Genomic DNA, 25,701 nt, shown 5'->3' on the forward strand with positions numbered 1-25,701 from the left:
GGACGTGCCCGCACGGCGGGACGTCCGGGGCGCACGCCCTCAGGCCCGCACCCGCAGCAGCAGCACCGACCGCGCCGGGACCGCCACGACCGCCCCGCCCTCGTGCACGGTGCCCGGCGCCTCCTCCTGCTCCTCCCGGGCGGTGTCCACCACCAGCTCGTACGACCCGGCCCACGGCGGACCCGGCAGACGGAAGTCCACCGGTTCGTGGCCGGCGTGCAGCACCGTCAGAAAGCTGTCGTCGGTGACCTGTTCGCCCCGTGCGTCCCGGCCCGGGATGTCGCGGCCGGACAGGAAGAGCGCCAGCGTCGCCGACCGCGCGTACCAGTCGGCCTCCGTCATCTCCGCCCCCTGCGGGGTGAACCAGGCCAGGTCCCGCAGACCGTCCGGCGCCTGCGGGCGGCCCGCGAAGAAGGCCCGCCGCCGCAGCACCGGATGGGCGTGCCGCAGCGCGAGGAGCCGGCGGGTCAGGGCCAGCAGCCCCCCGCCCGGCTCCCCGTCCGGCAGCGACCAGTCCAGCCAGCTCGTCTCGTTGTCCTGGCAGTACGCGTTGTTGCTGCCGCCCTGGGTGCGCCCCATCTCGTCGCCCGCCACCAGCATGGGCACCCCGGTGGACAGCAGCAGGGTGGTGAGCAGATTGCGCATCTGGCGCCGCCGCAGCGCGTTGACCTCCGGGTCGTCGGTCTCGCCCTCCGCGCCGCAGTTCCAGGAGCGGTTGTCATCGGTGCCGTCGCGGTTGCCCTCGCCGTTCGCCTCGTTGTGCTTGTGGTCGTAGCTCACGAGGTCGCGCAGGGTGAAGCCGTCGTGGGCGGTGACGAAGTTGATCGACGCGTGCGGCCTCCTGCCGCCCCAGGCGTACAGGTCGCTCGACCCCGACAGCCGGTACCCGAGGTCGCGCACATCGGGGAGCGCGCCCCGCCAGAAGTCGCGCACGGCGTCGCGGTAGCGGTCGTTCCACTCGGTCCACAGGGGAGGGAACGCCCCCACCTGGTAGCCGCCGCTGCCGACGTCCCACGGCTCGGCGATCAGCTTCACCCGCCGCAGCACCGGGTCCTGGGCGATCACCGCGAGGAACGGCGAGAGCATGTCCACGTCGTGCATCGAGCGGGCGAGCGCGGCCGCCAGGTCGAAGCGGAAGCCGTCGACGCCCATCTCCGTCACCCAGTACCGCAGCGAGTCGGTGATCAGCCGCAGCACATGGGGCTGCACCACGTGCAGGGTGTTGCCGCAGCCGGTGTAGTCGGCGTACCGGCGGGCGTCCTGCTGGAGCCGGTAGTACCCGCGGTTGTCGACGCCCTTCAGCGACAGCGTGGGGCCCAGCTCGCCCGCCTCGGCGGTGTGGTTGTAGACGACGTCGAGGATCACCTCGATGCCGGCGTCGTGCAGCGCCCGCACCATCCGCTTGAACTCGCCGACCTGCGATCCCGCCGTGCCGGACGCGGCGTAGCCGGCGTGCGGGGCGAAGTAGCCGATGGAGTTGTAGCCCCAGTAGTTGACCAGGCCCCTGCGCAGCAGGTGGTCCTCGTGGGCGAACTGGTGCACCGGCAGCAGTTCGACGGCCGTCACCCCGAGCCGGGTCAGGTGCTCGATCGCCGCCGGGTGGGCCAGACCGGCGTAGGTGCCGCGCAGCTCCTCGGGGATGCCGGGGTGGAGCCGGGTGAAGCCGCGCACGTGCACCTCGTAGATGACGGAGTCCGCCCACGGGGTCTTGGGCCTGCGGTCGTCCATCCACTCGTCCGGGCCGCCCGTCTCGTCGTGCACCACGACGGCCTTCGGCACGTACGGCGCCGAGTCGCGGTCGTCGCGGACGGTGTCGGCGACGTGCTGCTCGGGCCAGTCCCGGACGTGCCCGTACACCTGCGGCGGCAGCGTGAAGTCGCCGTCGACCGCCCGCGCGTAAGGGTCCAGCAGCAGCTTGGCCGGATTCCAGCGGGCACCCGTCCACGGGTCCCACCGGCCCCGCACCCGGAACCCGTACCGCTGGCCGGGTCCGACACCGGGCACGAAGCCGTGCCAGATCCCGTGCGTCAGCTCGGTCAGCGGCAGCCGGGACTCGGCGGCCGAGGGGCCGGGGCCGTCGAAGAGGCACAGTTCCACGCCCTCCGCCCCGCCCGCCCACAGCGCGAAGTTGGTCCCGGCGACCCCGTCGGGACCCACCCGGCACCGGGCGCCCAGGGGTGTCGGCGCGCCCGGCCACACCGGCCTGGCCGGGGCGCCGGCCGGGTGCCCCTGCGGGCCCGCCGCCCCCGCGAGGGCGGCGGGCGCGCCGAGGCGCACCCCCTCGTCCACCGTCTCCTGCTCGGCTGCGCTCGACACCTGTCGGCCTCCCGCGGCTCGTCGCCCCCGGCCCGATGGCGGGGCACGAAGGGGGGCGGACGGCGTCCCGGCCGTTCGCCCCTCGTCTCTCCTCCCGTCATTTCTTCCCGCGCGGCCGGTGTCCCAACATCGCGCCCCCACGTTGCCCGGGGAGGGGGGCCGTCGTTGGGCCGGTGTGAGACAACAGCTTCTGAAGCGGGCAGGGCGGCGCGCGGGACTCGTACTGGCAGGGGCCGGGCTGATCGCGGGGCTCGCCGCGTGCACCGGCGCGGGGGACGGCGGCGAGGGCAAGCCGCGCTCGCCGGACGAGACCATCCAGGTGACGCCGCGGGACGGCGCGAAGGACGTGGGCCCGGACGGGCCGCTCCACGTCCGGCTGACCGGCGGACGGCTGGAGCGGGTGGAGGTGACCCGGGTCGAGGCGGCGGGCAGCGCCGAGGTCCCGGGCCGCATCTCCGGCGACGGGCTGCGCTGGGCGCCCGAGGAGGGCGCGCGGCTGGGGCTCGCGGCCAAGTACAGCGTCGACGTGGTCGCCCTCGACGGGCAGGGGCGGCGCACCGCCCGGCACACGACGTTCACCACGGCCGTCCCCGAGCGCCGCTTCATCGGCTACTTCAAGCCGGAGAACCGGTCGACCGTCGGCACCGGCATGATCGTCTCGTTCTCCTTCAACCGCGCGATCGAGAACCGGGCGGCCGTCGAACGGGCCATCCGGGTGACGTCCGATCCGCCGGTCGAGGTCGCCGGCCACTGGTTCGGCGCCGAGCGGCTCGACTTCCGGCCGCGCGCCTACTGGAAGCCGGGCACCAGGGTGACCGTCGACATGCGGCTGCGCGACGTGGCGGCGGCGCGCGGGGTGTACGGCATCCAGCAGAAGAAGGTCACGTTCACGGTCGGGCGCTCGCAGGTGTCCACGGTCGACGCCGCGGCCCACACGATGCGGGTGGTGCGCGACGGTGCGCTGCTCGCGACGGTCCCGATCACCGCGGGGGCCCCGAAGACCACCACGTACAACGGGAAGATGGTCGTCACCGAGATGTACGACGTGACCCGGATGAACGGGGCGACGGTCGGTTTCACCACGAAGGACGGACGGGGCGAGTACGACATCAAGGACGTGCCGCACGCGATCCGGCTGACCACCTCGGGCACCTTCCTGCACGGCAACTACTGGGCGGATCCGGAGATCTTCGGCAGCGAGAACGTCTCCCACGGCTGCGTCGGGCTGCGGGACGACAAGGGCGGCAGCAGCGAGTCCCCGGCGGGCTGGTTCTTCGACCGGACCCTGATCGGCGACGTCGTGGAGGTCGTGGGCTCCAAGGACCGGACCGTCGCACCGGACAACGGCCTGGGCGGCTGGAACCTCGACTGGGAGAGCTGGCGGAAGGGTTCGGCCCTGCGCTGACCCCCGGCCGGTCGCCCCGGCCGCCGGCACCTGACCCCTTCCCCCGCCCCCGGCCGCCGGCACCTGCCCTCCGGCCCCTCGCCCCCGGCACCGGCGCACGGTTCCCCGCCCCGCCTCACCCCGCGCCCGCACCACCCTCATCAGCGGTTTCACCGCCCGTCCCCGCGGAGAAGTTGGGACGGAACGGTGACATCCGAGGAGACGTCCGATGACGTGCGGTGTGATTTTCTGAACCCTGTGCGTGCGTGAGGTGCGCGGGGGTGCGGGCCGTGGCGTTGCCAGGCCGTGCGAGGGGAGAAGACAACGGTGAACGGGCAGCCGATTTCGGGGGTATCGGTCCGGGCCGGACGCGGGCGCGGGGGCGCCAGGCTGTCCGCCCTGGCGCTGGGGGCGCTGCTGGTGCTGACGGCCTGCGGTGGCGGCGACGACGGCAAGGACGGCGCGCGGTCGGACGGCAAGGGCGGCGGCTCGGTGGAGAACGCCGCGTCCCAGGCCGTGGTGAACATCGCGCCGAAGGACGGGGCGGACGCGGTCGCCACCACGGGCGCGCTGAAGGTGACCGCGGAGAAGGGCAAGCTGACCACGGTCACGGTGCAGGACGACAAGGGCACCGCGGTCGAGGGGAAGATATCCGCCGACGGAGCGAGCTGGGAGCCGCTGCACCACCTGGCCGGCTCCACCAAGTACAAGGTGCACGCGGTCGCGAAGGACGCCGACGGCCGCGAGTCCGCGAAGGACACCACGTTCACCACGCTGGTCCCGCAGAACACCTTCATCGGCCACTACACGCCGGAGAACGGCTCGACCGTCGGCGTCGGCATGCCGGTCTCCATCAACTTCACCCGCGGGATCACCAACCCCGAGGGCGTGGAGAAGGCCATCAAGGTCACGGCCGAGCCGAGCGTGCCGATCGAGGGCCACTGGTTCGGCAACGACCGCCTCGACTTCCGTCCGGAGAAGTACTGGGCGGCCGGCACCAAGGTGACCGTCAAGCTCAACCTCGACGGCGTCGAGGGCCGGGAGGGCGTCTACGGCAAGCAGGCCAAGTCCTTCACGTTCACCATCGGCCGCTCCCAGGTCTCCACCGTGGACGCCGCGGCCCACACCATGAGCGTGGTGCGGGACGGCAAGGAGATCAAGAACGTCCCGATCACCGCGGGCGCCCCGTCGACCACCACGTACAACGGTCAGATGGTCATCAGCGAGAAGTACAAGGTGACCCGGATGAACGGCGCCACCGTCGGCTTCGGCGGCGAGTACGACATCAAGGACGTGCCCCACGCGATGCGGCTGTCCACCTCGGGCACCTTCGTCCACGGCAACTACTGGGCCTCCGCCGGGACCTTCGGGTCGGCGAACGTGAGCCACGGCTGCATCGGCCTGCGGGACGTACGCGGCGGCTACGACAAGGGCATGCCCTCGGCGTGGTTCTACGACAACTCCATCATCGGCGACGTCGTGGTCGTGAAGAACTCCAAGGACAAGCAGATCGCCCCCGACAACGGGCTGAACGGCTGGAACATGTCGTGGGCGGAGTGGACGAAGTAGTCCGGCGCTCCCGTGCGACGGGGCCCGGTGCTGTGAGCAACGGCACCGGGCCCCGCGCCGTTAACGGCGGCTAACCTCGCTCCCATGACTGTTTCCCTCGAAGTCTCCGAAGGCGTCGGCACGATCCGCCTGGACCGGCCCCCGATGAACGCCCTGGACATCGCCGTCCAGGACCGGCTCCGCGACCTCGCCGGGGAGGCGACCCGCCGCGACGACGTGCGGGCCGTGGTCCTCTGGGGCGGCGACCGGGTGTTCGCGGCGGGCGCGGACATCAAGGAGATGCAGAACATGGACCACACCGCGATGGTCCTGCGCTCCCGGGGCCTCCAGGAGGCGTTCACCGCCGTCGCCCGCATCCCGAAGCCCGTGGTGGCCGCCGTCACCGGATACGCGCTCGGCGGCGGCTGCGAGCTCGCCCTGTGCGCCGACTACCGGATCGCCGCCGCCAACGCCAAGCTCGGCCAGCCGGAGATCCTCCTCGGCCTGATCCCCGGCGCCGGCGGCACCCAGCGCCTGTCCCGGCTGATCGGCCCCTCGCGCGCCAAGGACCTCATCTTCACGGGCCGGATGGTCAAGGCGGACGAGGCGCTGTCGCTGGGGCTCGTCGACCGTGTCGTGCCCGCCGAGGAGGTGTACGCGCAGGCGCTCGACTGGGCCGGGAAGCTGGCGAAGGGCCCGGCGCTGGCGCTGCGGGCGGCGAAGGAGTCGGTGGACGCGGGCCTGGAGACCGACATCGAGACGGGCCTCGCGATCGAGCGGAACTGGTTCGCGGGCCTGTTCGCCACCGAGGACCGCGAGCGCGGCATGCGCAGCTTCGTCGAGGAGGGCCCGGGGAAGGCCAAGTTCCTCTAGAGCCACCGCCTTTGGCGCCTCCGGAGCCGTTCGTCAACGGTGCGACCCCGGCGGCGCCACCCGGCGGGGTGGGTGTTCCGCCGATGCCCCGCCGGGCCCCCGGAGATGTCCGCATCCCCTGTGTCGCCGCAGGTCGGACCGGGTTCCGGTGGAGAGGGACGGCCGTCGGCGCGAGCCGGACGACCCTCCCGGAATGAGGCATTCCAGGGGCTCGATTCCGCCGTAACGCCCACGGTGCCCCGCCGGTGCGGCCATCATGGACCCATGGCGGGCCTGGAGGACACGGGACCACCGCGGCAGCGCACAGGTGCGACCGCCGCTCGGTGGGTCCCGGCCGTGGAGGACGAACAGGCGCTCAAGGCGCTGGAGTTGTACGGCAATCCGACGGAGGGCGAGGTACGGCTGCCGTCCCGGCCCGAGTCGGCGGGCATCGCGCGCCGGCTCACCCAGTGCGTGGTGCTGCGGCAGTGGGCGCTTCCCGCCCCGACGTGCGAGCACGCCATCCTGCTCGTCTCGGAACTGGTCGGCAACGCGGTCCGCCACACCGGGGCCCGGGTCTTCGGGCTGCGCATGGTGCGCCGCCGCGGCTGGATCCGGGTCGAGGTCCGCGACCCGTCCCGCGGCCTGCCCTGTCTGATGCCGGTGCAGGAGATGGACACCAGCGGACGAGGGCTCTTTCTCGTCGACACCCTCTCCGACCGGTGGGGCGTCGATCTGCTCCCGCGCGGCAAGACCACCTGGTTCGAGATGCGCACCGCCGACCGCTGAGGCGCCTCGCCCGGGGCCGGCCCCGCCCGCCTCCGTGATGCCCGCACGCACAGAAGCCCCCGTGCGCCGGGGTGGGGGCGCGAGGAGGGCTTCTGTGGGGAGAGCCGTGGGGGGTGTGTCCACGGCCGCTGCGAACGACCTGGCCCGGGTCAATGGCGGTCGTGCTCCCGACTATGGCATACGGACTCCGTACCGCCAAAAGTCCTTAGCGGGGCAAAAGGCGCATAAGCCTCTTGTTCGAGGTGAATCTTAGGTGCGATGGGCCACTGGCCTGGCAATCCATGCATAGATATAGCGCGAGCCGGGTGAATCTTTAATGAACCTTCATGTATTTCTCACCGGTCGCACCTCTCGCCCGCCCGGGGCCGCACCGGGCGTCAACCTCGCGGGCGAATCGCCCGCACCCGGGTGACGGTGCGGCACCGCCTGCCGCGGTCGCGCCAGGGTGACGTTCATGATCACTTACCGTCTGCGGCGCCGGGCCGCCGTCCTCGTGCTGTCCCTCTCCGCGCTCCTCGCGCCCGCCGCCGCCTCAGCCTCGGCCGGTGCCGCCCCGGCCGGGGCCCCCGCCGCCCCTGCCGCCGAGGCTGTACCCGCCGCGGCCGCCGCGGCCGCGTGCCCGGTCGTCGCGGACCGGCTCCACGCCGCCGCCGACCGGCGCGTGGACGTCGGGCGGATCACGCCCGAACCCGCCTACCGGACCACCTGCGGGCAGCTCTACCGAGCGGACGGCCGGGGCCCGGAGATCGTCTTCGAGCAGGGCTTCCACCCCAAGGCGCCGCTCGACGGCCAGTACGACATCGAGAAGTACGTCCTGGTCAACCAGCCGTCCCCGTTCGTCTCCACCACCTACGACCACGACCTGTACAAGCAGTGGAAGAGCGCCTGGAACTACTACATCGACGCCCCCGGCGGGGTGGACGTGAACAGGACCATCGGCGACACCCACAAGTGGGCCGACCAGGTCGAGGTGGCCTTCCCCGGGGGCATCGCACGCGAGTTCGTCGTCGGTGTCTGCCCGGTCGACCGGCAGACCAAGCGGGAGATCATGGCCGAGTGCGTGGACAACCCCCACTACGAGCCCTGGCGCGGCTGACCGGGCCCCGGTGCCGCTCGCTGCGCCGGTACCGGCCTGCCCTCGGTGACCGGCCGCCGGGCCGATAATCTGGGCCCGTCAGTTATGCACCAAGAAGGGGTGGACCCGGTGGCGGACATCGAGGCAGCACGCAAGGCGTTCGACCGTTACGACGCGGACGGCGACGGCTTCATCACGGCGGCCGAGTACAAGACGGCGATGGCCCAGATGGGCGACTGGAACGTCACGGAGTCCGTGGCCGAAGCCGTGATCGCCGCGCAGGACACCGACAAGGACAAGCTCCTGTCGTTCGACGAGTTCTGGGCCCACCTGAACAAGGCCTGACCGCGCGGACGGCGGCGGCCCCCGGCGGATCTCCGCCGGGGGCCGCCGCCGTCCCGGGTGTGCTGTCCGTACCGCTCCTCACCCGGCGGTGGTCACCGCCGGCCTTGCGCGGCGAGGGCGGCCAGGGCCGTGACGGCGCGGTCGATCTCGTCCTCGGTGTTGTAGTAGTGCGGAGAGAGCCGTACCAGCGGGTGGACCCCCCGGTTCTCGGTGTCGAACTGGGTCTGGGCCGGGTCCGTGGTGCTGACGTTGATGCCCCGGGCGGCCAGGGCGGCCGCGGTGTCGGCCGCGGCCATGCCGTCGACCGTGCAGGTCACGATGGCGCACCGCTGCTCACCGAGGTCGTGGGTGCTGATTCCCGGGACGGCGTCCAGCCCCTCGCGCAGCCGCGCCCCGAGCCGGAGGGCGCGTCGTCCGATCGCGTCCATGCCGAGCTCCAGGGCCTGCTCGACGGCGGAGCCCAGTCCCAGGACGCCGGCCCAGCCGACCTCCCAGGTCTCGAAGCGGCGCGCCCCCTCGTGCCAGCTGAAGCCGCGCCGGCCGTCCCAGGTGGCCGCCCCGATCTCGGCCACGTACGGCTCCCGGTGGGCGGGCGTCTCGGGGTGGATCCAGAGGAAGCCCGTGCCCCGCGGCCCGCGCAGGAACTTGCGGCCGGTGGCGGTGAGCATGTCGCAGCCCAGTTCCGCCACGTCCACGGGGAACTGGCCGACCGACTGGGTGGCGTCGAGGAGGAAGGGGACGCCCGCCGCACGGGTGAGGCGTCCGATCTCGGCGGCCGGGTTGATCAGACCGCCGCTGGTCGGGACGTGGGTGACCCCCACCAGCCGGCAGCGGTCGTCGAGCAGGTTCGCCAGCGCGGTGGTGTCGAGCCGGCCGGACTCGTCGTCGGGGACGACGACGATCTCGGCGCCGGTGCGGCGGGCCGCCTGAAGGTAGGCGAGCACGTTGCTGCCGTACTCGGCCCGGCCGGTGAGGATGCGGTCGCCCGGCTCGAACGCCATGGAGTAGAACGCGGCGTTCCAGGCGTGGGTGGAGTTGTCGAACAGGGCGATCTGGTCCGCCCGGCCGCCCACCAGCCGCGCGATCTGCCCGCGGACGGCGTCGATCCGGTCGCGTTCCCGGTCCGCGGCCTCGTAGCCGCCGATCGCGGCCTCCAGCTCCAGATGGGAGATCACGGTTCTCAGGGTGTGGCCGGACAGCAGGCCCGCGCCCGCGTTGTTGAGGTGCGTGCGGTGCGCGGTTCCCGGGGTGTCCCGGCGGAGCGCTTCGATGTCCATGGCCCTCGTTCCTGTCCGTGCGGGTGCCGCTCCGGCTGACGGCTCCCCGCGAGTGGAGCACGGTGCGGTCACCGCGGTCGAGGGTGCGCCCGGCCGCCCCCGCCGCCGCGGCGCGCGGCACGGTGGCGGAGGCCGGGGCCCGGACCGGCGTGCGGGACTCCTACGCGAAGGGCGCCAGGACGGCGGCCAGTTCCTCCAGGCCGTCCGCCCGCCAGTCGAACGTGTCGGTGTCCCTCGGAGGGTCGCCGCCGGGCCGGTGGACGTACGCCGTGCGCATGCCCAGCGCCTGGGCGCCGCGGAGGTCCCAGGCGTGCGCGGCGATCATCACCGTGCGCTCCGGCGGGCAGGCAGCCGTGTCGAGGGCGAGCCGGTACACCGCCTTCGCCGGCTTGAAGGCCCGGACGTCCTCCGCCGACAGCGCCTGGTGCCAGCGCAGACCGGTGTGCGCGTTGAGGCGGAGCAGGGTCGCGCGGCTGGCGTTGCTGAGTCCGACGACCGGGAACAGCCGTGCCAGAGCGGCGAGGCCGCCGAGGGAGTCCGCCCAGGGGGCGAGGCGCTGGTTGGCCGTGGCGAGCCGTTCGACGGACCGGGGGTCCGGGGAGGAGCCGTCACCGGTCATCCGTTCCGCGGCCTCGCGGTCCAGGGCCGCCGAGTCGGCGTAGGGCCGTTCGCCGTTCGCGATGCGGCGCTCCTCCCGGGCGACGTACTCCGCCCAGCCGGCCAGCAGCCGGTCCTCGGACGTCTCGTCGCCGGGGGCGAGCGCTTCCCGGACGGCGGTCCGCAGTCCGCCCGGCTGGTCGACCATGGTGCCGAGGACGTCGAAGACGGCGACCTCGATCCTGAGTGCCGGATCCATCGTGCGCCTCATTCCGTGCCTGGGCGTCGTGCCGGGCGCACGCCGTCCCCGGCAGCCTGGCCCGCCGCCGGGCGCCCCGGGCGCGATGGGGCCGATCGGGGGCGTGTCCCCGGCGGCGCGCGGCCGCGCCCCGGGCGATCGCCCATGTCACCACGCCGGTTCGTGCGATCCGGGCGCTGTCCGCGGGTATACCGCCGGGTGTACCGTGACCGGGTGACCATCAGTGGTGAAAGGTACGCTACGAGGGCAAAGCGCCGCGGTGTCCAGGATCTGACGCCGGCCGGTGCGAGGGTCCTCGAAGCGGCCTCCCGGCTCTTCTACGATCTCGGCATCCGGGCCGTCGGCGTGGAGGCGATCGCGGAGCAGGCGGGCGTGACGAAGAAGACGCTCTACGACTGCTTCGGCTCCAAGGACGACCTCATCGTGGCCTACCTCCGTGCCCGGGACGGTCTGTGGCGATCGATGCTGGTGAAGCACGTCAACGGTCAGGAGGGGCCGCCGGGGGAGCGGATCCTCGCCACCTTCGGCGCGCTGCGGGAGTGGTCGACCGAGCGGAACCGGCGGGGCTGCGCCTTCATCAACGCGTCCGTGGAACTGGCGGAGGACCACCCGGCCCGGGAGGTCGCCCGGGACCAGAAGGCGTGGTTCCTCGCCTTCCTGGAGGACCTCGCGAGGGAGGGCGGTGCCCGGGCCCCCGCGGACCTGGCCGCCGCGGTGCTGATCCTGCACGAAGGGGCCTGCATCGCAGGCCCCATGGGTTCGGTGGACGACGCCGTGCGCCGGGCGGAGGCGGTGGCGGCCGTCCTCGTCGAGCAGTCGCTCGACGCCTGACGCAGGCCCCCCACGGATGGCGGGGTGCTCGCCCGCCGGACGCCGGCACCGGTCGGCGGGGGTGACGGCCCGCCGGACGCCCGGCACCGGACGCGGGAGTGACACCTTGTCAGGCGACGAGCGCCGTCACCGTTCCCGCGCGGTCCTCCTCCCGCGCACCGGCCGCGTCGCCGTCCAGCTGCCGGGAGAGGTCCGCCGCGTAGGCGCGTAACAGATCGTGCATCAGATAGTGGTGCTCGTCCTGCTGCCGGATCAGGTGGGCGCCCGCCAGGTCGTGCAGCAGCCGGACCGCCTCGTCGCGGCTGACTCCCGCCGTGGACGCGGTGGCGGCCACGTCCACCTGTCCGGGCAGCTGCCCGAGCAGCCGGAAGAGGCGCGCGCTCGGCGCGTCGAGTGCCCGGTACGACGCGTCGAACCGGTGCCGCAGGGCCACGTCCCCTTCCGCGAGATCCAGCCGGGCCTCCTCCGCCTTGAGCTCCGCCGCCATCTGGTCCGCGCTGGGGTGCTGGCAGCTCACGATGTTCTCCGCCGCGAGCACGAGCGCCAGGGGCAGATGCCCGCACCGCTCCGCCAGCACCGTCACCGCGGCCGGGTCGGCGTCCGCGCGGGCGTCCCCGATCATGGCGCGGAGCAGCGTGGCGGCCTCCGGGCGGCGCAGCTCCGCCATCGGCAGGGTGACCGCGTCCACTCTCGAGAGCAGCCCGGGCAGGCGCGAGCGGCTGGTCACCATGACGGCACTGCCCGGCGAGCCGGGCAGGAGGTGCTGCACCTGCCGGGCGTCGGCGGCGTTGTCCAGGACCAGCAGCACCTCGCGGCCGTGCAGATACGAGCGGAAGGCGGCCGCCCGCTGGTGCAGGTCGGCCGGCAGGTGCTCGCCGGTCACTCCCACCGCCTGGAGGAGGTGCCCCAGGATGTCGAAGGGGTCGGCCGCCCGTCCCGGTTCGGGGCCTTCGAGGTCGACGAACAGCTGTCCGTCGGCGAAGCGGCCGTCACAGACCGCCTGGTGCGCCCACTGGACGGCGAGGGCGGTCTTGCCGACGCCCGGCGGGCCGTTGATCACCGCGACGGGGACGGCGAGGGACGTCTCGCTCCCCAGCCAGCGGTCCAGCTGCTTCAGATGACACTGCCTGCCGGTGAAAAGGCGCTTGGCAGAGGGGAGTTGAGCCGGATGCACCCATCCCGGGCGTGGCCGGGCGGTGGCTTCGAGCGCCGTGGCGATGGCGGTGAACCGGTTGCCGGAGTCCAGTACCCGGTCGCAGGCCGCCGCGAGGACGACCGACGGCGTGCGCTTGCCGTTCTCGACCTTGCTGAGGTGGCCCCGGTTGAAGTGCACCCGGGTGGCGAACTGTGCGAGCGAGAGCCCGCGCCGCTCCCGGTGGGCCCGCAGCAGCTGGCCGAACGTCCCCGGTGGTTCGGTCCGGGCCGGGCAGGCGCGGCCGCTCGCTCCGGACTGGTTCCCACTGTCCTGTGCAGGGTTCCGTAGCACTGCGAACTCCCTGAAGTCGCACGACCGTGCCGCGTGCGTGGGCGGCGCGGGTCAGCCGGGTGGCGCTGCCGCTCACGGCAGCGCCAGCAGATCGTCGAGTGTCGGGAAGCGGGCGGCCATGCCGCCTGGCTGGAATCGGATGCGGGGCCGGTCGCCCGCGCGGAGGAAGCGGACCGCCGTGTAGCGGGGGTCCGCTCCGGCATCGAACCAGTGACCCGTGCGGCCGGGCACCGACACCAGGTCCCCGGCCGTGCACGCCAGCGCGTAGACCTGTCCGGCGGCGTGCAGGTAGTGGCAGCCGACCCCGGCCACGACGAAGCGCATCACGTCCTCGTCGTGCAGGTGCCGGCGGCGGAACCTCGCGCGGTGCGCGCGTGCCCGCCGCTGTCCGGGACCGGCCGGCACGGGCGCCAGGCGGGCGATGCCGACCACGCGGCTTCCGTCCTCGGCGCACATGTGGTCGACATGGTTGCGGTAGGCGTTCATGATCGTGGCGTCGTCCGCACCGGCCGGAATGCGCCGGGCGGCGCGCCATCGGGAGAATCGCACCCCGATCCGCAGCAACTGCGCCCGGATGACATCGGTGTCCTCCGACCGCAGCCGCACCTGGCGGGGGTCGTCGGCAGCCATGACCTGCAACAACGTCACCGGGTGTGCCTCCGGGGCCCGGTGCGGCCGACCGCCGGAACCGGCGGCAGGGCACGGCCGAGTTCCCTGATGCGCTCCAGCCGGGCGAGGGCCTCGTCCGGCTCCCGGCCCCAGGTGAAGACACCGGTGCCGACGAGCAGGACGGCGGTCGTCGCCTCGGTGAGGCCGGTGAGGCCGGTGAGCCTGGTGAGCCCGGTGGGGCCGTCGAGGTCGGTGAGCCCGGTGAGGTCCGACGGTCCGGGTGCCCCGGGACGGCCGGACGCGCTCCGCCCGGGAGAGACCACGAGGACCCTCGCGTCGGCGGCGGGCGCTGCGCCGAGGGCCTCCGCGCCCGCGAGTACGGCCGGATCCCGCGTATGGACCACGGCTTCGCCGCCGGGAATCCACCGGTGGAGCGCGAGGTGGGCCCATGCGGCGGCGGGCGGCCGGGCGAGCTCCCCGAGCAGCGGCAGCCCCTGGTCCGGGTCCACCAGCACGGTGTCCACGCCCCCCGCGGACTCCTCGGCGTCGGTGTCGCCGGTCGACAGGACGACGGCCCCGCCCGAGCGGACCGAGACGCAGCCGGCGGCCCCGTCCGGCTCGCCGGCCCGGTCCAGCGACCGGCAGGCCAGCAGCACCAGGCGCCTGTGCACTCCGACGTGTTCGTGCACCCGTACGGGCTTCACGGAACCTCCCCCGCCGCCACGATGACGATGTCCGGGCAGCACCGCTGGAGTGCCCGGCCTGACTCACGGAACGGCACGCGCCTGTCTCCTTCGCTCGGGGGAGGTAGGTATACCTACCGGTATAGCTAGGCTATGGACGCGCTTCTCGCCGTGTCAACGCCGTCCGGACGGCTGGCCGGAAAGGGCCTCCGGGGTCCGTCGCGGCCGTATCCCGCACCGGCGGCGCGGCGCACGGAGCCGGGCCGGGCGGCTCGGCGCGGCCGTGCCACGCCTCCGCCGGCGGACGCCCGGACGGCGTTTGCTGTTGCCAGCCGAGTGGCAACAGGGCGGCCCTGTACGCGGATCGGACGGCGGGGCAATAGTGAGTGAGCCGTCATGAGGAAACGACGTCTCATGGGGGTGCCGTCCGATGCGCCGCGCGTTCTCGCCGGTCCGGGTCGGATTCCTCCGTAACCGCAGAACCGAAGCCATGTCGCAGGAGGCTGAAATGAGTTCGCATATCAGCACCACGGAACTGGTTGTGTCCCCGGGCGATTTCTTCCGGATCGGAATGCCGGAACGCATCAAACCGTCCGTCGAACTCACGCTGTCGGACCACTCCTACCTTCCCAAGGCGGACGATCCGCGAGCGGACTGGGTCGCCAGCGTCGCCGTGCCCGCGTTCAAGACACTCGCTCAGATGGGCTTCCTCGCACCGAAGTTCTGCACCATCGGCACGGGTGCCGGCCTGGACGCCCTGGCGGCCGTCGAGATCCTCGGCGCGCGGTCGGTCGGCTTCACGGACCTGCACGAGGACGTGCTCGACCACGCGGGGCGGAACATACGCGGCAACCTTCTCGCCCGGGACGTCGAACTCGTGGGAGGCGCCGGGGACATCCTCGCGCCCCTCGCCGGCCGGGTCGACCAGGTGGACGTCGTCTACGAGAACCTGCCCAACATCCCCATGGCGGGCGCCGGGGACCTCGACGACGGCCAGACGAGTTCGACGTTCATCGGGGAACGCAGCGAGGAGATCCCCGGATTCGCCGAGAAGAACCTGGTCAGCCTCCACTACCTCGCTCTCCAGCAGGCGCACCCGATGCTCCGGGTCGGAGGGCGCGTGCTCTCCTCGATCGGCGCGCGGATACCCCTGTCGGAGATCCTGGCCCTGTCCAGCGCCGCCGGATACAACGGCAGCATCCTGACCTACACCTGGAAGGTCCAGTCCGAGCCGCTGGACGTCGTCGGCGGCTACGCCCAGTGGGAGCGGGAAGGGCTCGGGCCGTTCCACTTCTACCCGGTCGACGTGCTGCGCGAGGTCTTCGCCGGTCTCACCGTGGCCGCCGCCGGCGCACAGGCCCTCCAGCTGGAGAGGGAGCTGGAGCCCCACGCGATGCCGGCGGTGGAGGCCCTCGCCCTGGTGGAGAAGGGCGAGAAGGTCGGTCACACCGTGGCGATCCTCGACTCCGTGAAGATCCCCGAGTCCACTCTCTGACCCGCGGGAGACCGGCCCGCCGCCGACGGGCCCGTATCCCGCGCCATTTCCGACAACGCCGCTGATACGAGGACGCGAGATGAATGTTCAGTCGATCATCGGTGACACGCCGCTGGTTGAACTCACCACCTTCGATGTTCCCTCCGGCGTCCGCCTCTTCGCCAAGCTCGAATTCATGAATCCGGGCGGCAGCATCAAGGACCGCATGGTCGATTACGTACTGGCGGACGCCGAGCGCCGCGGCCTGCTGCGACCGGGCGCGACGATCGTCGAGAACACCTCGGGGAACACCGGCGCGGCGATCGCGATGCTGGCGGCCGCGCGGGGGTACCGCGCCGTCCTCACCATGCCGGACAAGGTCAGCAAGGAGAAGCGGGACGCCCTGCGGGCCTTGGGGGCCGAGGTCGTCATCTGCCCGACGTCGGCCGCCCCGGACTCGGAGAAGCACTACGTGTCCTGCGCCCGGCGCATCCACGCCGAGACACCGGGCTCCTTCATGCTCAACCAGTACGACAACCCCCTCAACGCCGAGGCGCACTTCCGGTCCACCGGACCGGAGATCTGGGAGGCGCTGGGCCCGGCGGTGACGGCGTTCGTCGCCTCGGGCAGCACGGGCGGGACGATATCCGGTGTCTCCCGCTACCTGAAGCAGCGCAACCCGGCGGTCACCTCGGTGCTGCTGGACCCGGTCGGCTCCGTCTACCACCGCTGGTTCCACCACGGGGTCCTCGACCCGGCGGAGATCGCCCCGTACTTCGTCGAAGGCGTCGGCGAGGACCACCTCGCGCAGTGCATGGACTTCTCCGTCGTGGACGACGTGCTGCGGTTCACCGACGCCGACGCCTTCGCCGCGTGCCACCACCTGGCGCGGCACGAGGGCCTGCTGTGCGGCGGTTCGTCCGGCGCCAACGTCTGGGGCGCCCTGCGGGTGGCCCACTCGCTGAAGGGGCCGGCCACCGTCGTCACGGTGCTGCCGGACAGCGGGGGCAGGTACCTGTCCAAGATCTACAACCCGCAGTGGCTGAGCGAGAACGGCTTCGGCCCCGGGGCCACTTCTGAACGGGACGACGACCTGTAATGGGAAGCACGCCGAAGAACGTCCTCGCCGCGCTGACGGCCGCCCTCCTCTGGGCCTTCGCCTTCGTCGCCCCGGCCGCCGTGCGACCGGCGAGCGAACTGCTCCTGGTGACCGGACGCTACTCCCTGTTCGGTCTCTGCGGCCTGTGGGTCCTGTGGCGGGGCCGCAGGCAGCTGAGGCTGATCCCCGTACGGAGAATCGTCTTCGGCCTGTGGATCGGCTTCGTCGGGTACTTCGTCTTCTACATCTGCGTCTCGTACTCCGCGACGATGGACAGCGGATTCATCACGGCCGTCGTGGTGGGGTCGTCGCCGATCACGATCGCCGTCGCCGGGAACTTCGCCGAGAAGCGCATGTCCTGGCGCGAACTGGTCGCCCCCGTGATCCTGATCCTGATCGGCCTGGGACTGCTCAGCGTCTCCGACCTCATCCAGGGCGAGGGCCGCGACGGCGCCGGCGACTCGATCCTCGCCATCCTGCTCGCCCTCGGGGCCATGCTCACCTGGTCCTACTTCGTGGTCCGCAACGCCCAGTCGCAGCGCACCTGGGAGACCAAACCCGACCCCACCCTCTGGGCCGGACTCGTCGCCATGGGCGCCGGCGGCGCCTCCATGGTGCTGCTGCCGTTCGCCATCGCCTCGACTCCCCCCGAGACCTTCGAACCGTATCCGCTGTTCAAGATCGTCGCGTGGTGCGTCTTCCTCGGGGTCATCGCCTCGTGGTGGGGAACCCTCATCTGGGTCAAGGCGGCCCAGGGGATCCCCGTCCCCCTGGTCGGCCCGCTGCTCGCCACGGAGACCATCTTCGGAGCCGTCCTCAGCCTCCCCGTGGAGAACCGGCTGCCCACCGGGGCGGAAGTCACCGGAGCGCTGTTCGTCCTCGCGGGCATCGCCGTCTACCTCTTCTTCGACGTGAAGAACTCCCGGCTGCGCGCCCGGAGCACGGACGGCGGGGACGGCAGCAGAGCCACCGCGTCGGAAATGGCCGCCCCGACCTGAACGAGCCCGACCGAAGCAGCCGGAACCGAGTCCGGACCGCCACTCCCACGTGACAGAGAGGTAAGCCGATGAACCACTCCTTCGCGAAGGTCAAGCAGTCGCACGTCTTCTTCGAGGACGCCCCCGGACTGAAGAACTACTACGAGGACTGGGCGCCGGGATACGACGCCGACCTCGCCGACCAGAAGTGGGTCGCCCCGAGGGTCGCGGCGAACTTCGTGCACCTGCTCGCCTCCGCCTACGGGACGCCGGAGACCGAGATATTCGACGCCGGCTGCGGCACCGGCCTCGTCGGCAGCGTCCTCGCGACACTCGGCACGTACGAGATCGACGGCGTCGACCTCTCCGAGAACATGGCCGCCGAAGCACGCAAGACGAACGCCTACCGCAAGGTCTACGGCGGTGTGGACCTCTCGGTGCAGGCGCGTGACGAGCGGCTGGGCCGGTACGGCATCGTGGTGAGCAGCGGAGTCTTCACCCTCGGACACGTACGGCCGGGCGCGCTGCTCACCCTGATCGAGTACGCCGAGCCCGGCGGACTGATCCTGGTCTCCACCCGTGGCTCCTACGCCACCGAGACCGGCTTCGAGGAGTTCGCGCGGTCGCCGGAGGTCACCGCACGCGCCACGCTCCACTCCAAGCTGCCGGACGCCGGCTACATCGCCGAGGAGAAGGCCGACTACTGGGTGTTCCGCAGGAGCACCGCCACCCCGTGACGCAGAACAGGCGCCGCCCGCATCCGACACGTCCCTGGAGCGCCATGTCCCGCACACTGTTCACCTCGGAGTCCGTGACCGAGGGGCACCCCGACAAGATCGCCGATCAGATCAGCGACACCGTCCTCGACGCACTGCTCAGCCGCGACCCCGGCGCACGCGTCGCGGTCGAGACACTGATCACCACCGGCCAGGTCCACATCGCCGGCGAGGTGTCGACCACCGCCTGGGTCGACATCCCGGACCTGGTGCGGACGAAAATCCTGGACATCGGGTACGACTCGTCGACCAAGGGCTTCGACGGCGCGTCCTGCGGTGTCTCGGTGTCGATCGGATCGCAGTCCCCGGACATCGCACAAGGCGTCGAATCCGCCTACGAGAGGAGGATCGAGGGCGACGACGACGAGCTCGACCGGCAGGGCGCCGGCGACCAGGGCCTGATGTTCGGCTACGCGACCTCCGAGACGCCCTCGCTCATGCCGCTGCCGATCGACCTGGCCCACCGCCTCTCCCGCAGGCTGGCCGAGGTCCGCAGGAACGGCACGATCCCCTACCTCCGGCCGGACGGGAAGACCCAGGTCACCATCGAGTACGCCGGCAGCCGGCCGGTCCGGCTCGACACGGTGGTGGTGTCCACGCAGCACGCCGGCGACGTCGACCTGGACGGCCTGCTCGCCCCCGAGATCCGCGAGCACGTCGTCGAGCACGTCCTCACCCTGCTCGCGCAGGACGGCATCAAGCTGGAGACGGAGGAGTACCGCCTCCTGGTCAACCCGACCGGCCGGTTCGAGATCGGGGGGCCGATGGGCGACGCGGGCCTCACCGGACGCAAGATCATCATCGACACGTACGGCGGCATGGCCCGCCACGGCGGTGGCGCGTTCTCCGGCAAGGACCCCTCCAAGGTGGACCGTTCGGCCGCCTACGCGATGCGCTGGGTCGCGAAGAACGTCGTCGCGTCGGGCCTCGCGGCACGCTGCGAGGTCCAGGTCGCCTACGCCATCGGAAAGGCCGAACCGGTGGGCCTGCTGGTCGAGACGTTCGGCACCAACACGGTCGCCGTGCCCAGGATCGAGGCGGCCGTCCGGCAGGTCTTCGACCTCCGCCCGGCCGCGATCATCCGCGACCTCGACCTGCTCCGCCCGATCTACGCCCGGACAGCGGCCTACGGGCACTTCGGCCGTGAACTGCCCGAGTTCACCTGGGAACGCACCGACCGCGCCGCCGCCCTGCGCGCGGCCGCGGCCGCCTGAGGACACCGGGCCACTTGCCGGCGGTGCGCGGCTTCCCCGGGCCGCGCACCGCTTCGCGGTGCGGCACCCACCCGCCCCGCCGCCCCGCGTCTTTCACGGGCCACAGCTGTGAGGAGTACCGTCCATGCGCATCGCCGTGACAGGGTCCATCGCCACCGACCATCTGCTGTTCTTCCCCGGCCGGTTCGCCGACCAGCTGATCGAGGGTCACCTGGAACAGGTCTCCCTCTCCTTCCTCGCCGACGCCCTGGAGGTGCGCAGAGGAGGCGTCGGCGCCAACATCTGCTTCGGACTGGGCGTGCTGGGGCTCGAACCCCAACTCGTGGGCGCCGCGGGAGCGGACTTCGCGGAGTACGACTCCTGGCTGCGGTCCCACGGCGTGGACACCTCGGCCGTCCGCGTCAGCGCGTCCCGGTACACCGCGCGGTTCGTCTGCACCACCGACCTGGAACAGAACCAGATCGCCACCTTCTACTCCGGCGCCATGGCCGAGGCCCGCCGCATCGACCTGGCGGGCCTCGCGCACCGGCCCGATCTGGTGCTCGTCGGAGCCGACGACCCCGAGGCCATGCTCCGCCACACCGCCACCGCCCACCGCCTCGCCGTCCCCGTGGCGGCCGACCCCTCCCAGCAACTGGCCCGGCTCGACCGCGACCAGGTCCGCCGGCTGGTGGACGGGGCGCGGTGGCTGTTCACCAACGAGTACGAGGAGGCCCTGCTCGTCGAACGCAGCGGATGGGCCAAGGCCGACGTGCTCGGCAGGATCGGCACCTGGATCACCACCTCGGGCGCGGACGGGGTCACCCTCGCCCGCCGGGGCGCTCCCGAACTGCGGGTCCCCGCCGTGCCCGCGGACCGGATCGCCGACCCCACGGGCGCGGGAGACGCCTTCCGCTCCGGCTTCCTCGCGGGGACGGCGTGGGGGTGGCCGCAGGAGCAGGCGGCGCAGCTGGGGTGCGCGCTGGCCACCACGGTGCTCGAGTCGGTCGGGACCCAGGAGTACGAGCTGCGTCCGGGCGAACTGGTCGCACGCGTCGAACGCGCCTACGGCGCCGGAGCGGCGCGCACCGTGGGCGAGAGGATCGCCGTTCCCTCCTGAGCCGGGACCGGCGGTCCACGGATGTTGCTATACAGGTATGTATAGTTTGGTTGGACGGCCTTCCGATGCCCGAACCAGGGCCCGCTTCGAAGGAGTTGCCCGATGAGGACGCTGCTCCGCACGGTCTGGATCCTCTTGAGGGACGTCGCGTACGGCGTCAACGCCGGTCACGCCATCAGACTGGGCCTGAGGACCCCGGCGGGCAGGCGCTGCGGGACGCCGTCCTGACGGACGCGCCCGGATCCCGGCGCCGCGCCCGCGTGGCGAGGAGGGCCCCGACCCGCGCCGACCGGGCCTGCTCACAGGCCGCGCCTGAACACCGGACACACCAGGGGCCGTTCACCTGCCGGTCCGACCGTCCCGGGAGCACGTGCGGAGCGGCGGGGATGCTGGTGACCGCGGACATTGACGACGTGACAGGGTGTGGCTCATGGTGATGATGCCGCCCGAGGATGCGTCCGACCACCTCTTCGACGTGTCGGATGCCGTGGACGTACCCGTTGTGGTGCGCAGTACCGGCAAGCTCCGGCGTCCTTTCGAAGCGCAGTGGAAAGGTGCCAAGGACCCGTGGCCCGCTGCGGGCCTGCTCCCCGGCGACGGCTTCTATCTGGCGACGACCGCCTGGCGGCAGATCCTGCAGGCGGCCACGGGCGTCGGGCGGGATCTGGCACCGTGGCTCCGGAAGACGCCCTGGCTGGCGGTGAACGAATTCATCGCGCGGGTGGCACCGCTGCAGGCCTACCTGCGCATGAAGGACGTGTCGGGGCCGGATCACGCGGCCGGGCGGCGGCTGTTCGTCAGCGCGGTCTATCAGCACGGGACCGAGCGCAGTGCTCACTCGGCGTTCGCCTACCACCTCGGGATGACCATGGCACAGTGGGCGTGTGTCGGCATGTCCGGTCTGGGAAGCACGCGGCACATCGAGGCCGGCGGCCCCAACGGCAACCAGGGGTTCCTGGACGCGAGTCTCCGGCTGCCGGATCTCTGGGGCACGCATCCGAGCCCGCGGCTTCCCTGGCTCGTCGAGGCCAAAGCCGGCCGCCACCTCGGCGAAGGGCGTCTGAAGGACGGCAAGGTGCAGCTGAACGGTGGCAGTGACCTGATGACCGTCCCCCATCGTCAGGTCCTGTGCGGCACCTCCTTGCCGCACCGGGAGAGGTGGGAGGACGACTGCCTGTTCATGACGATGGACACCACGTCGATCACACCTCCGGCTTCTGACGGCGGCAGCGCGATACCGCCGCTCGGACCGCCGCCGGACGGGGCTGAGGACTACATCGCCGAAGATGTGGAGGCGCTGCTGGCAGTGACCCGGTCACAGCTGATGGCCTACCAGGCAATCGCCTTCGGAGCGGTGGAGGATCTCCGTCTCGTCCCCGTCAGCAAGGCGCGCTCCACGCGGTTGCGACATCGCACGGGTTCGCTCACTCCCGTCGAGCACGACGAGCCCACCCGGGAGATTCGGCGCCGACTGCGCTCCGACTCCGTGTCCGGCGAGGCCGCGCTGCGGGCACACGGGGGTGCCGGCGACTTCGTCGCCGCCCGGCTTCCCGGTGTCGGCCTCCACCTGGGCATGTCCCGACGACTCTTCGCCGCGTGCGCCGCCTTGCACCAGGCGCAGTCCGAGATGCCGGTGGACGAGTCGGTATTCCTGCCTTACTCCAGCCTGCGTCACGGCGTCGACGACGAGGAGCGAGAGGAGTACAGCCGAGCCACTCGCCGTGCCTACTACGAGCAGGAAGAGGAGCGAGGCTTCCGCCTGCGCGCAGAGGTCCGCCGGGGATTCGCGCAGGCCGATGAGCGGTCCTGGAGCGATCTTCTGATGAGGCGCCAAGTCGAGGTGTCCCTCGAGGACTCGGAGGAGAGCGGGCTCCTCGAGGGAACGACTGCCGAAACCTACCTCGCGATCGAACACAGCGATCCGGTGCTTGCCAGTGCCCGCGAGCGTCGGTAGGCGCAAGCGCCTCCTGCGCGGCGGACGCGCGATCGCGACGAAGAAGGCCCGTTCCGGACCGGTTGAGAACCAGAGCTGCAGGCGCCCCGGTCGCACACGCTGGCCGGGCCCATCTGCCTAGGCCTTGTCTGACAAATGGCGCCGTCCGCCCGAAGGGCGGGGCGCGCGGCGTCCGGTGCGTGCGATCGCAAGGCGGAGGATCATCCTCGTACTGGGTGTACTCGGATGACTCCGACAACGCAGCGAGGGTGCGTGCCGGGCGTCGCGCGCCAGGCGGGATTTGTCAGGCAAGGCCTAGCACTCGATGATGTTCACCGCGAGCCCGCCCCGCGCCGTCTCCTTGTACTTGACGGACATGTCGGCGCCGGTCTCCTTCATGGTCTTGATGACCTTGTCGAGGGAGACCTTGTGGCTGCCGTCGCCGCGCATGGCCATGCGGGCCGCGGTGACCGCCTTGACCGCGGCCATGCCGTTGCGCTCGATGCAGGGGATCTGCACCAGACCGCCCACCGGGTCGCAGGTCAGGCCGAGGTTGTGCTCCATGCCGATCTCGGCCGCGTTCTCCACCTGCTCGGGGGAGCCGCCGAACACCTCGGCCAGCGCGCCGGCCGCCATCGAGCAGGCCGAGCCGACCTCGCCCTGGCAGCCGACCTCGGCGCCGGAGATGGAGGCGTTCTCCTTGAAGAGCATGCCGATCGCCCCGGCGGCCAGCAGGAAGCGGACCACGCCCTCCTCGTCGGCGCCCGGGACGAAGTTCATGTAGTAGTGCAGGACCGCCGGGATGATGCCCGCCGCGCCGTTCGTCGGCGCGGTCACGACCCGGCCGCCGGCCGCGTTCTCCTCGTTCACCGCCATCGCGTAGAGCGTGATCCACTCCATCGCCAGCGCCGCCGCGTCGCCCTCGGAGCGCAGCTTGCGGGCGGTGGTCGCCGCGCGGCGGCGGACCCTGAGCCCGCCGGGCAGGATGCCCTCGCGCGACATGCCGCGCGCGACGCAGGCCTGCATGACCCGCCAGATCTCCAGCAGGCCCTCGCGGATCTCGGTCTCCGAGCGCCAGGCCTTCTCGTTCTCCAGCATCAGCGCGGAGATCGACAGGCCCGTCTCCCGCGTCAGCCGCAGCAACTCGTCACCGGTGCGGAAGGGGTACTTCAGCACGGTGTCGTCGGGGACGATCGGGTCCTCGCCGGCCACCGCGTCCTCGTCGACGACGAAGCCGCCGCCGACCGAGTAGTACGTCTTCTCCAGCAGCGCCGCGCCGTCGGCGTCGTACGCGGCCACGGTCATCCCGTTCGCGTGGTACGGCAGCGCCTTGCGGCGGTGCAGGACGAGGTCGTCGTCGAAGGAGAAGGCGACCTCGTGGACGCCCAGCAGGCTGAGCCGGCCCTCCGCCTTGATCCGCTCCACCTGCTCGTCTGCGGTCTCGACGTCGACCGAGCGCGGGGAATTCCCCTCCAGACCGAGCAGCACCGCCTTCGGGGTGCCGTGGCCGTGGCCCGTCGCGCCGAGGGAGCCGTAGAGCTCGGCCCGTATCGAGGCGGTGTGCGCCAGCAGGCCCTCGTTCTTCAGGCGCCGGGCGAACATGCGGGCGGCGCGCATCGGGCCGACCGTGTGGGAGCTGGACGGGCCGATGCCGACCGAGAAGAGGTCGAAGACCGAGATGGCCACGGGAGACTCCTTGTGGGGGTGGTAGACGCCGTTGTCTGCCGGTGGTGCGGCAATGCGGGTGACGTGGTGCGGGGCACCGCGCGCACTGTCCAGTGTGCGCGGTGCCCCTTTCGTTGTGCTGTGGTCCGTCTTACAGACCGGGGTACAGCGGGTGCTTCCCGGCGAGGGCCGTGACGCGGGCGCGCAGGGCGGCGGCGTCGTACTCCGGCTTCAGCGCCTCGGCGATGATGTCCGCGACCTCGCGGAAGTCCTCCGCCTGGAAGCCGCGGGTGGCCAGCGCCGGCGTGCCGATCCGCAGACCCGAGGTGACCATCGGCGGCCGCGGGTCGTTCGGGACCGCGTTGCGGTTGACCGTGATGCCGACCTCGTGGAGGCGGTCCTCGGCCTGCTGGCCGTCCAGCTCGGAGTCGCGCAGGTCCACCAGGACCAGGTGCACGTCCGTGCCGCCGGACAGCACGGAGACGCCGTGCTGCGTGATGTCGTCCCTGACCAGGCGCTCGGCGAGGATGCGGGCGCCGTCCAGCGTACGCTGCTGGCGCTCGCGGAAGTCCTCGGAGGCGGCCACCTTGAACGAGACCGCCTTGGCCGCGATCACGTGCTCCAGCGGGCCGCCCTGCTGACCGGGGAAGACCGCGGAGTTGATCTTCTTGGCGAGCTCGGCGGTGGAGAGGATCACACCGCCGCGCGGGCCGCCGAGGGTCTTGTGCGTGGTCGTGGTCACGACGTGGGCGTGCGGCACCGGGTTGGGGTGCAGGCCCGCGGCGACCAGGCCGGCGAAGTGCGCCATGTCGACCATGAGGTAGGCGCCGACCTCGTCCGCGATCCGGCGGAAGGCGGCGAAGTCCAGCTGCCGCGGGTACGCGGACCAGCCGGCGACGATCAGCTTCGGCTTGGACTCCTTGGCGAGCTTCTCGACCTCGGCCATGTCGACCTGGCCGGTCTGCTCGTCGACGTGGTACGCGACCACGTTGTAGAGCTTGCCGGAGAAATTGATCTTCATGCCGTGGGTCAGGTGACCGCCGTGGGCCAGGTTCAGGCCCATGATCGTGTCGCCCGGCTTCAGCAGCGCGAACATCGCCGCGGCGTTGGCCTGCGCGCCGGAGTGCGGCTGCACGTTGGCGTGCTCGGCGCCGAAGAGCTCCTTGATGCGGTCGATGGCGATCTGCTCGATCACGTCGACGTGCTCGCAGCCGCCGTAGTAGCGGCGGCCCGGGTAGCCCTCGGCGTACTTGTTGGTGAGGACGGAGCCCTGCGCCTCCATGACCGCGACCGGAGCGAAGTTCTCCGAGGCGATCATCTCGAGGGTGGACTGCTGGCGGTGGAGCTCGGCGTCGACGGCGGCGGCGACGTCCGGGTCCAGCTCGTGGAGAGGGGTGTTCAGAAGCGACATAG

23 protein-coding genes are annotated in these 25,701 nt (G+C 71.9%); 15 read left to right on the top strand and 8 right to left on the bottom strand.

Annotation, left to right across the window (positions count from 1 at the left end; all coding sequences use genetic code 11):
* Positions 1-39: 39 nt before the first annotated feature.
* Positions 40-2,316, bottom strand: coding sequence for a glycogen debranching protein GlgX (gene glgX, locus IAG43_RS22355; protein ID WP_187742478.1), 2,277 nt, complete (start codon positions 2,314-2,316; stop codon positions 40-42).
* Between the two features lie 175 nt (positions 2,317-2,491).
* Here glgX and IAG43_RS22360 point away from each other — a divergent pair, with 175 nt between their 5' ends.
* From IAG43_RS22360 to IAG43_RS22385, 6 genes are all read left to right on the top strand, one after another.
* Entirely contained in the window at positions 2,492-3,721 is a 1,230-nt protein-coding gene (locus IAG43_RS22360; RefSeq protein WP_187742479.1) for a L,D-transpeptidase, read from the top strand.
* Between the two features lie 306 nt (positions 3,722-4,027).
* Positions 4,028-5,269 carry a L,D-transpeptidase gene (locus tag IAG43_RS22365; protein ID WP_187742480.1) on the top strand — a complete coding sequence of 414 codons (1,242 nt, stop codon included), beginning with the start codon at positions 4,028-4,030 and terminating at the stop codon, positions 5,267-5,269.
* A gap of 84 nt (positions 5,270-5,353) precedes the next feature.
* The gene (locus tag IAG43_RS22370; protein WP_187742481.1) at positions 5,354-6,121 is read left to right on the top strand and encodes an enoyl-CoA hydratase/isomerase family protein; all 768 of its coding nucleotides are present in this window, start codon (positions 5,354-5,356) and stop codon (positions 6,119-6,121) included.
* A gap of 264 nt (positions 6,122-6,385) precedes the next feature.
* Positions 6,386-6,889, top strand: coding sequence for an ATP-binding protein (locus IAG43_RS22375; protein WP_187742482.1), 504 nt, complete (start codon positions 6,386-6,388; stop codon positions 6,887-6,889).
* A gap of 454 nt (positions 6,890-7,343) precedes the next feature.
* Positions 7,344-7,985, top strand: coding sequence for an ADP-ribosyltransferase (locus tag IAG43_RS22380; RefSeq protein ID WP_187742483.1), 642 nt, complete (start codon positions 7,344-7,346; stop codon positions 7,983-7,985).
* A 108-nt stretch (positions 7,986-8,093) separates the two neighbouring features.
* Complete coding sequence (locus IAG43_RS22385) at positions 8,094-8,309, top strand: EF-hand domain-containing protein (protein ID WP_187742484.1); 216 nt, start codon at positions 8,094-8,096, stop codon at positions 8,307-8,309.
* Between the two features lie 92 nt (positions 8,310-8,401).
* On the opposite strand, the gene IAG43_RS22390 is transcribed toward IAG43_RS22385, so the two are convergent.
* Both IAG43_RS22390 and IAG43_RS22395 read right to left on the bottom strand, forming a co-directional pair.
* Positions 8,402-9,586, bottom strand: coding sequence for an aminotransferase class V-fold PLP-dependent enzyme (locus tag IAG43_RS22390; protein ID WP_187742485.1), 1,185 nt, complete (start codon positions 9,584-9,586; stop codon positions 8,402-8,404).
* Between the two features lie 160 nt (positions 9,587-9,746).
* On the bottom strand, positions 9,747-10,442 hold the full coding sequence (locus tag IAG43_RS22395; RefSeq protein ID WP_187742486.1) for a haloacid dehalogenase type II: 696 nt from the start codon (positions 10,440-10,442) through the stop codon (positions 9,747-9,749).
* Between the two features lie 213 nt (positions 10,443-10,655).
* Between IAG43_RS22395 and IAG43_RS22400 the strand changes: the two genes are divergently transcribed.
* A complete protein-coding gene (locus IAG43_RS22400) occupies positions 10,656-11,273 on the top strand; it encodes a TetR/AcrR family transcriptional regulator (RefSeq protein ID WP_246574503.1) in 618 nt (205 codons plus the stop codon).
* A 109-nt stretch (positions 11,274-11,382) separates the two neighbouring features.
* Here the strand turns inward: IAG43_RS22400 and IAG43_RS22405 are convergent, their stop codons facing one another.
* The 3 genes from IAG43_RS22405 to IAG43_RS22415 all read right to left on the bottom strand — a co-directional run bounded on the left by IAG43_RS22405 (position 11,383) and on the right by IAG43_RS22415 (position 14,072).
* Positions 11,383-12,759 carry a helix-turn-helix domain-containing protein gene (locus IAG43_RS22405; RefSeq protein ID WP_187742487.1) on the bottom strand — a complete coding sequence of 459 codons (1,377 nt, stop codon included), beginning with the start codon at positions 12,757-12,759 and terminating at the stop codon, positions 11,383-11,385.
* A gap of 72 nt (positions 12,760-12,831) precedes the next feature.
* Positions 12,832-13,407, bottom strand: a complete 576-nt coding sequence (locus IAG43_RS22410) for a cupin (protein ID WP_187742488.1) — start codon at positions 13,405-13,407, stop codon at positions 12,832-12,834.
* A complete protein-coding gene (locus tag IAG43_RS22415) occupies positions 13,404-14,072 on the bottom strand; it encodes a class II aldolase/adducin family protein (protein ID WP_187742489.1) in 669 nt (222 codons plus the stop codon). The genes IAG43_RS22410 and IAG43_RS22415 overlap by 4 nt, the downstream gene beginning before the upstream one ends.
* 487 nt (positions 14,073-14,559) lie before the next feature.
* On the opposite strand from IAG43_RS22415, the gene IAG43_RS22420 reads away from it, so the two are divergent.
* From IAG43_RS22420 to IAG43_RS34590, 8 genes are all read left to right on the top strand, one after another.
* On the top strand, positions 14,560-15,546 hold the full coding sequence (locus IAG43_RS22420; RefSeq protein ID WP_187742490.1) for a class I SAM-dependent methyltransferase: 987 nt from the start codon (positions 14,560-14,562) through the stop codon (positions 15,544-15,546).
* A 79-nt stretch (positions 15,547-15,625) separates the two neighbouring features.
* Positions 15,626-16,624 carry a PLP-dependent cysteine synthase family protein gene (locus tag IAG43_RS22425; RefSeq protein ID WP_187742491.1) on the top strand — a complete coding sequence of 333 codons (999 nt, stop codon included), beginning with the start codon at positions 15,626-15,628 and terminating at the stop codon, positions 16,622-16,624.
* Positions 16,624-17,622: a DMT family transporter gene (locus IAG43_RS22430; RefSeq protein WP_187742492.1), complete on the top strand. Its 999-nt coding sequence runs from the start codon at positions 16,624-16,626 to the stop codon at positions 17,620-17,622. The genes IAG43_RS22425 and IAG43_RS22430 overlap by 1 nt, the downstream gene beginning before the upstream one ends.
* A gap of 68 nt (positions 17,623-17,690) precedes the next feature.
* Positions 17,691-18,338, top strand: a complete 648-nt coding sequence (locus IAG43_RS22435; protein ID WP_187742493.1) for a class I SAM-dependent DNA methyltransferase — start codon at positions 17,691-17,693, stop codon at positions 18,336-18,338.
* A gap of 44 nt (positions 18,339-18,382) precedes the next feature.
* Positions 18,383-19,591: a methionine adenosyltransferase gene (gene metK / locus IAG43_RS22440; protein WP_187742494.1), complete on the top strand. Its 1,209-nt coding sequence runs from the start codon at positions 18,383-18,385 to the stop codon at positions 19,589-19,591.
* Between the two features lie 124 nt (positions 19,592-19,715).
* On the top strand, positions 19,716-20,690 hold the full coding sequence (locus tag IAG43_RS22445; RefSeq protein ID WP_187742495.1) for a carbohydrate kinase family protein: 975 nt from the start codon (positions 19,716-19,718) through the stop codon (positions 20,688-20,690).
* Between the two features lie 102 nt (positions 20,691-20,792).
* The gene (locus IAG43_RS35005) at positions 20,793-20,918 is read left to right on the top strand and encodes a hypothetical protein (RefSeq protein ID WP_281403975.1); all 126 of its coding nucleotides are present in this window, start codon (positions 20,793-20,795) and stop codon (positions 20,916-20,918) included.
* A gap of 202 nt (positions 20,919-21,120) precedes the next feature.
* A complete protein-coding gene (locus tag IAG43_RS34590) occupies positions 21,121-22,644 on the top strand; it encodes a hypothetical protein (protein ID WP_246574504.1) in 1,524 nt (507 codons plus the stop codon).
* 294 nt (positions 22,645-22,938) lie between these two features.
* Here the strand turns inward: IAG43_RS34590 and IAG43_RS22460 are convergent, their stop codons facing one another.
* Positions 22,939-24,309, bottom strand: a complete 1,371-nt coding sequence (locus IAG43_RS22460) for an L-serine ammonia-lyase (protein WP_187742497.1) — start codon at positions 24,307-24,309, stop codon at positions 22,939-22,941.
* Positions 24,310-24,439: 130 nt separating this feature from the next.
* Entirely contained in the window at positions 24,440-25,699 is a 1,260-nt protein-coding gene (gene glyA, locus IAG43_RS22465; protein WP_187742498.1) for a serine hydroxymethyltransferase, read from the bottom strand.
* Positions 25,700-25,701 lie beyond the last annotated feature (2 nt).

Origin of the sequence: Streptomyces genisteinicus, from assembly GCF_014489615.1 — a bacterium.
In the GTDB taxonomy this organism is placed as follows: domain Bacteria; phylum Actinomycetota; class Actinomycetes; order Streptomycetales; family Streptomycetaceae; genus Streptomyces; species Streptomyces genisteinicus.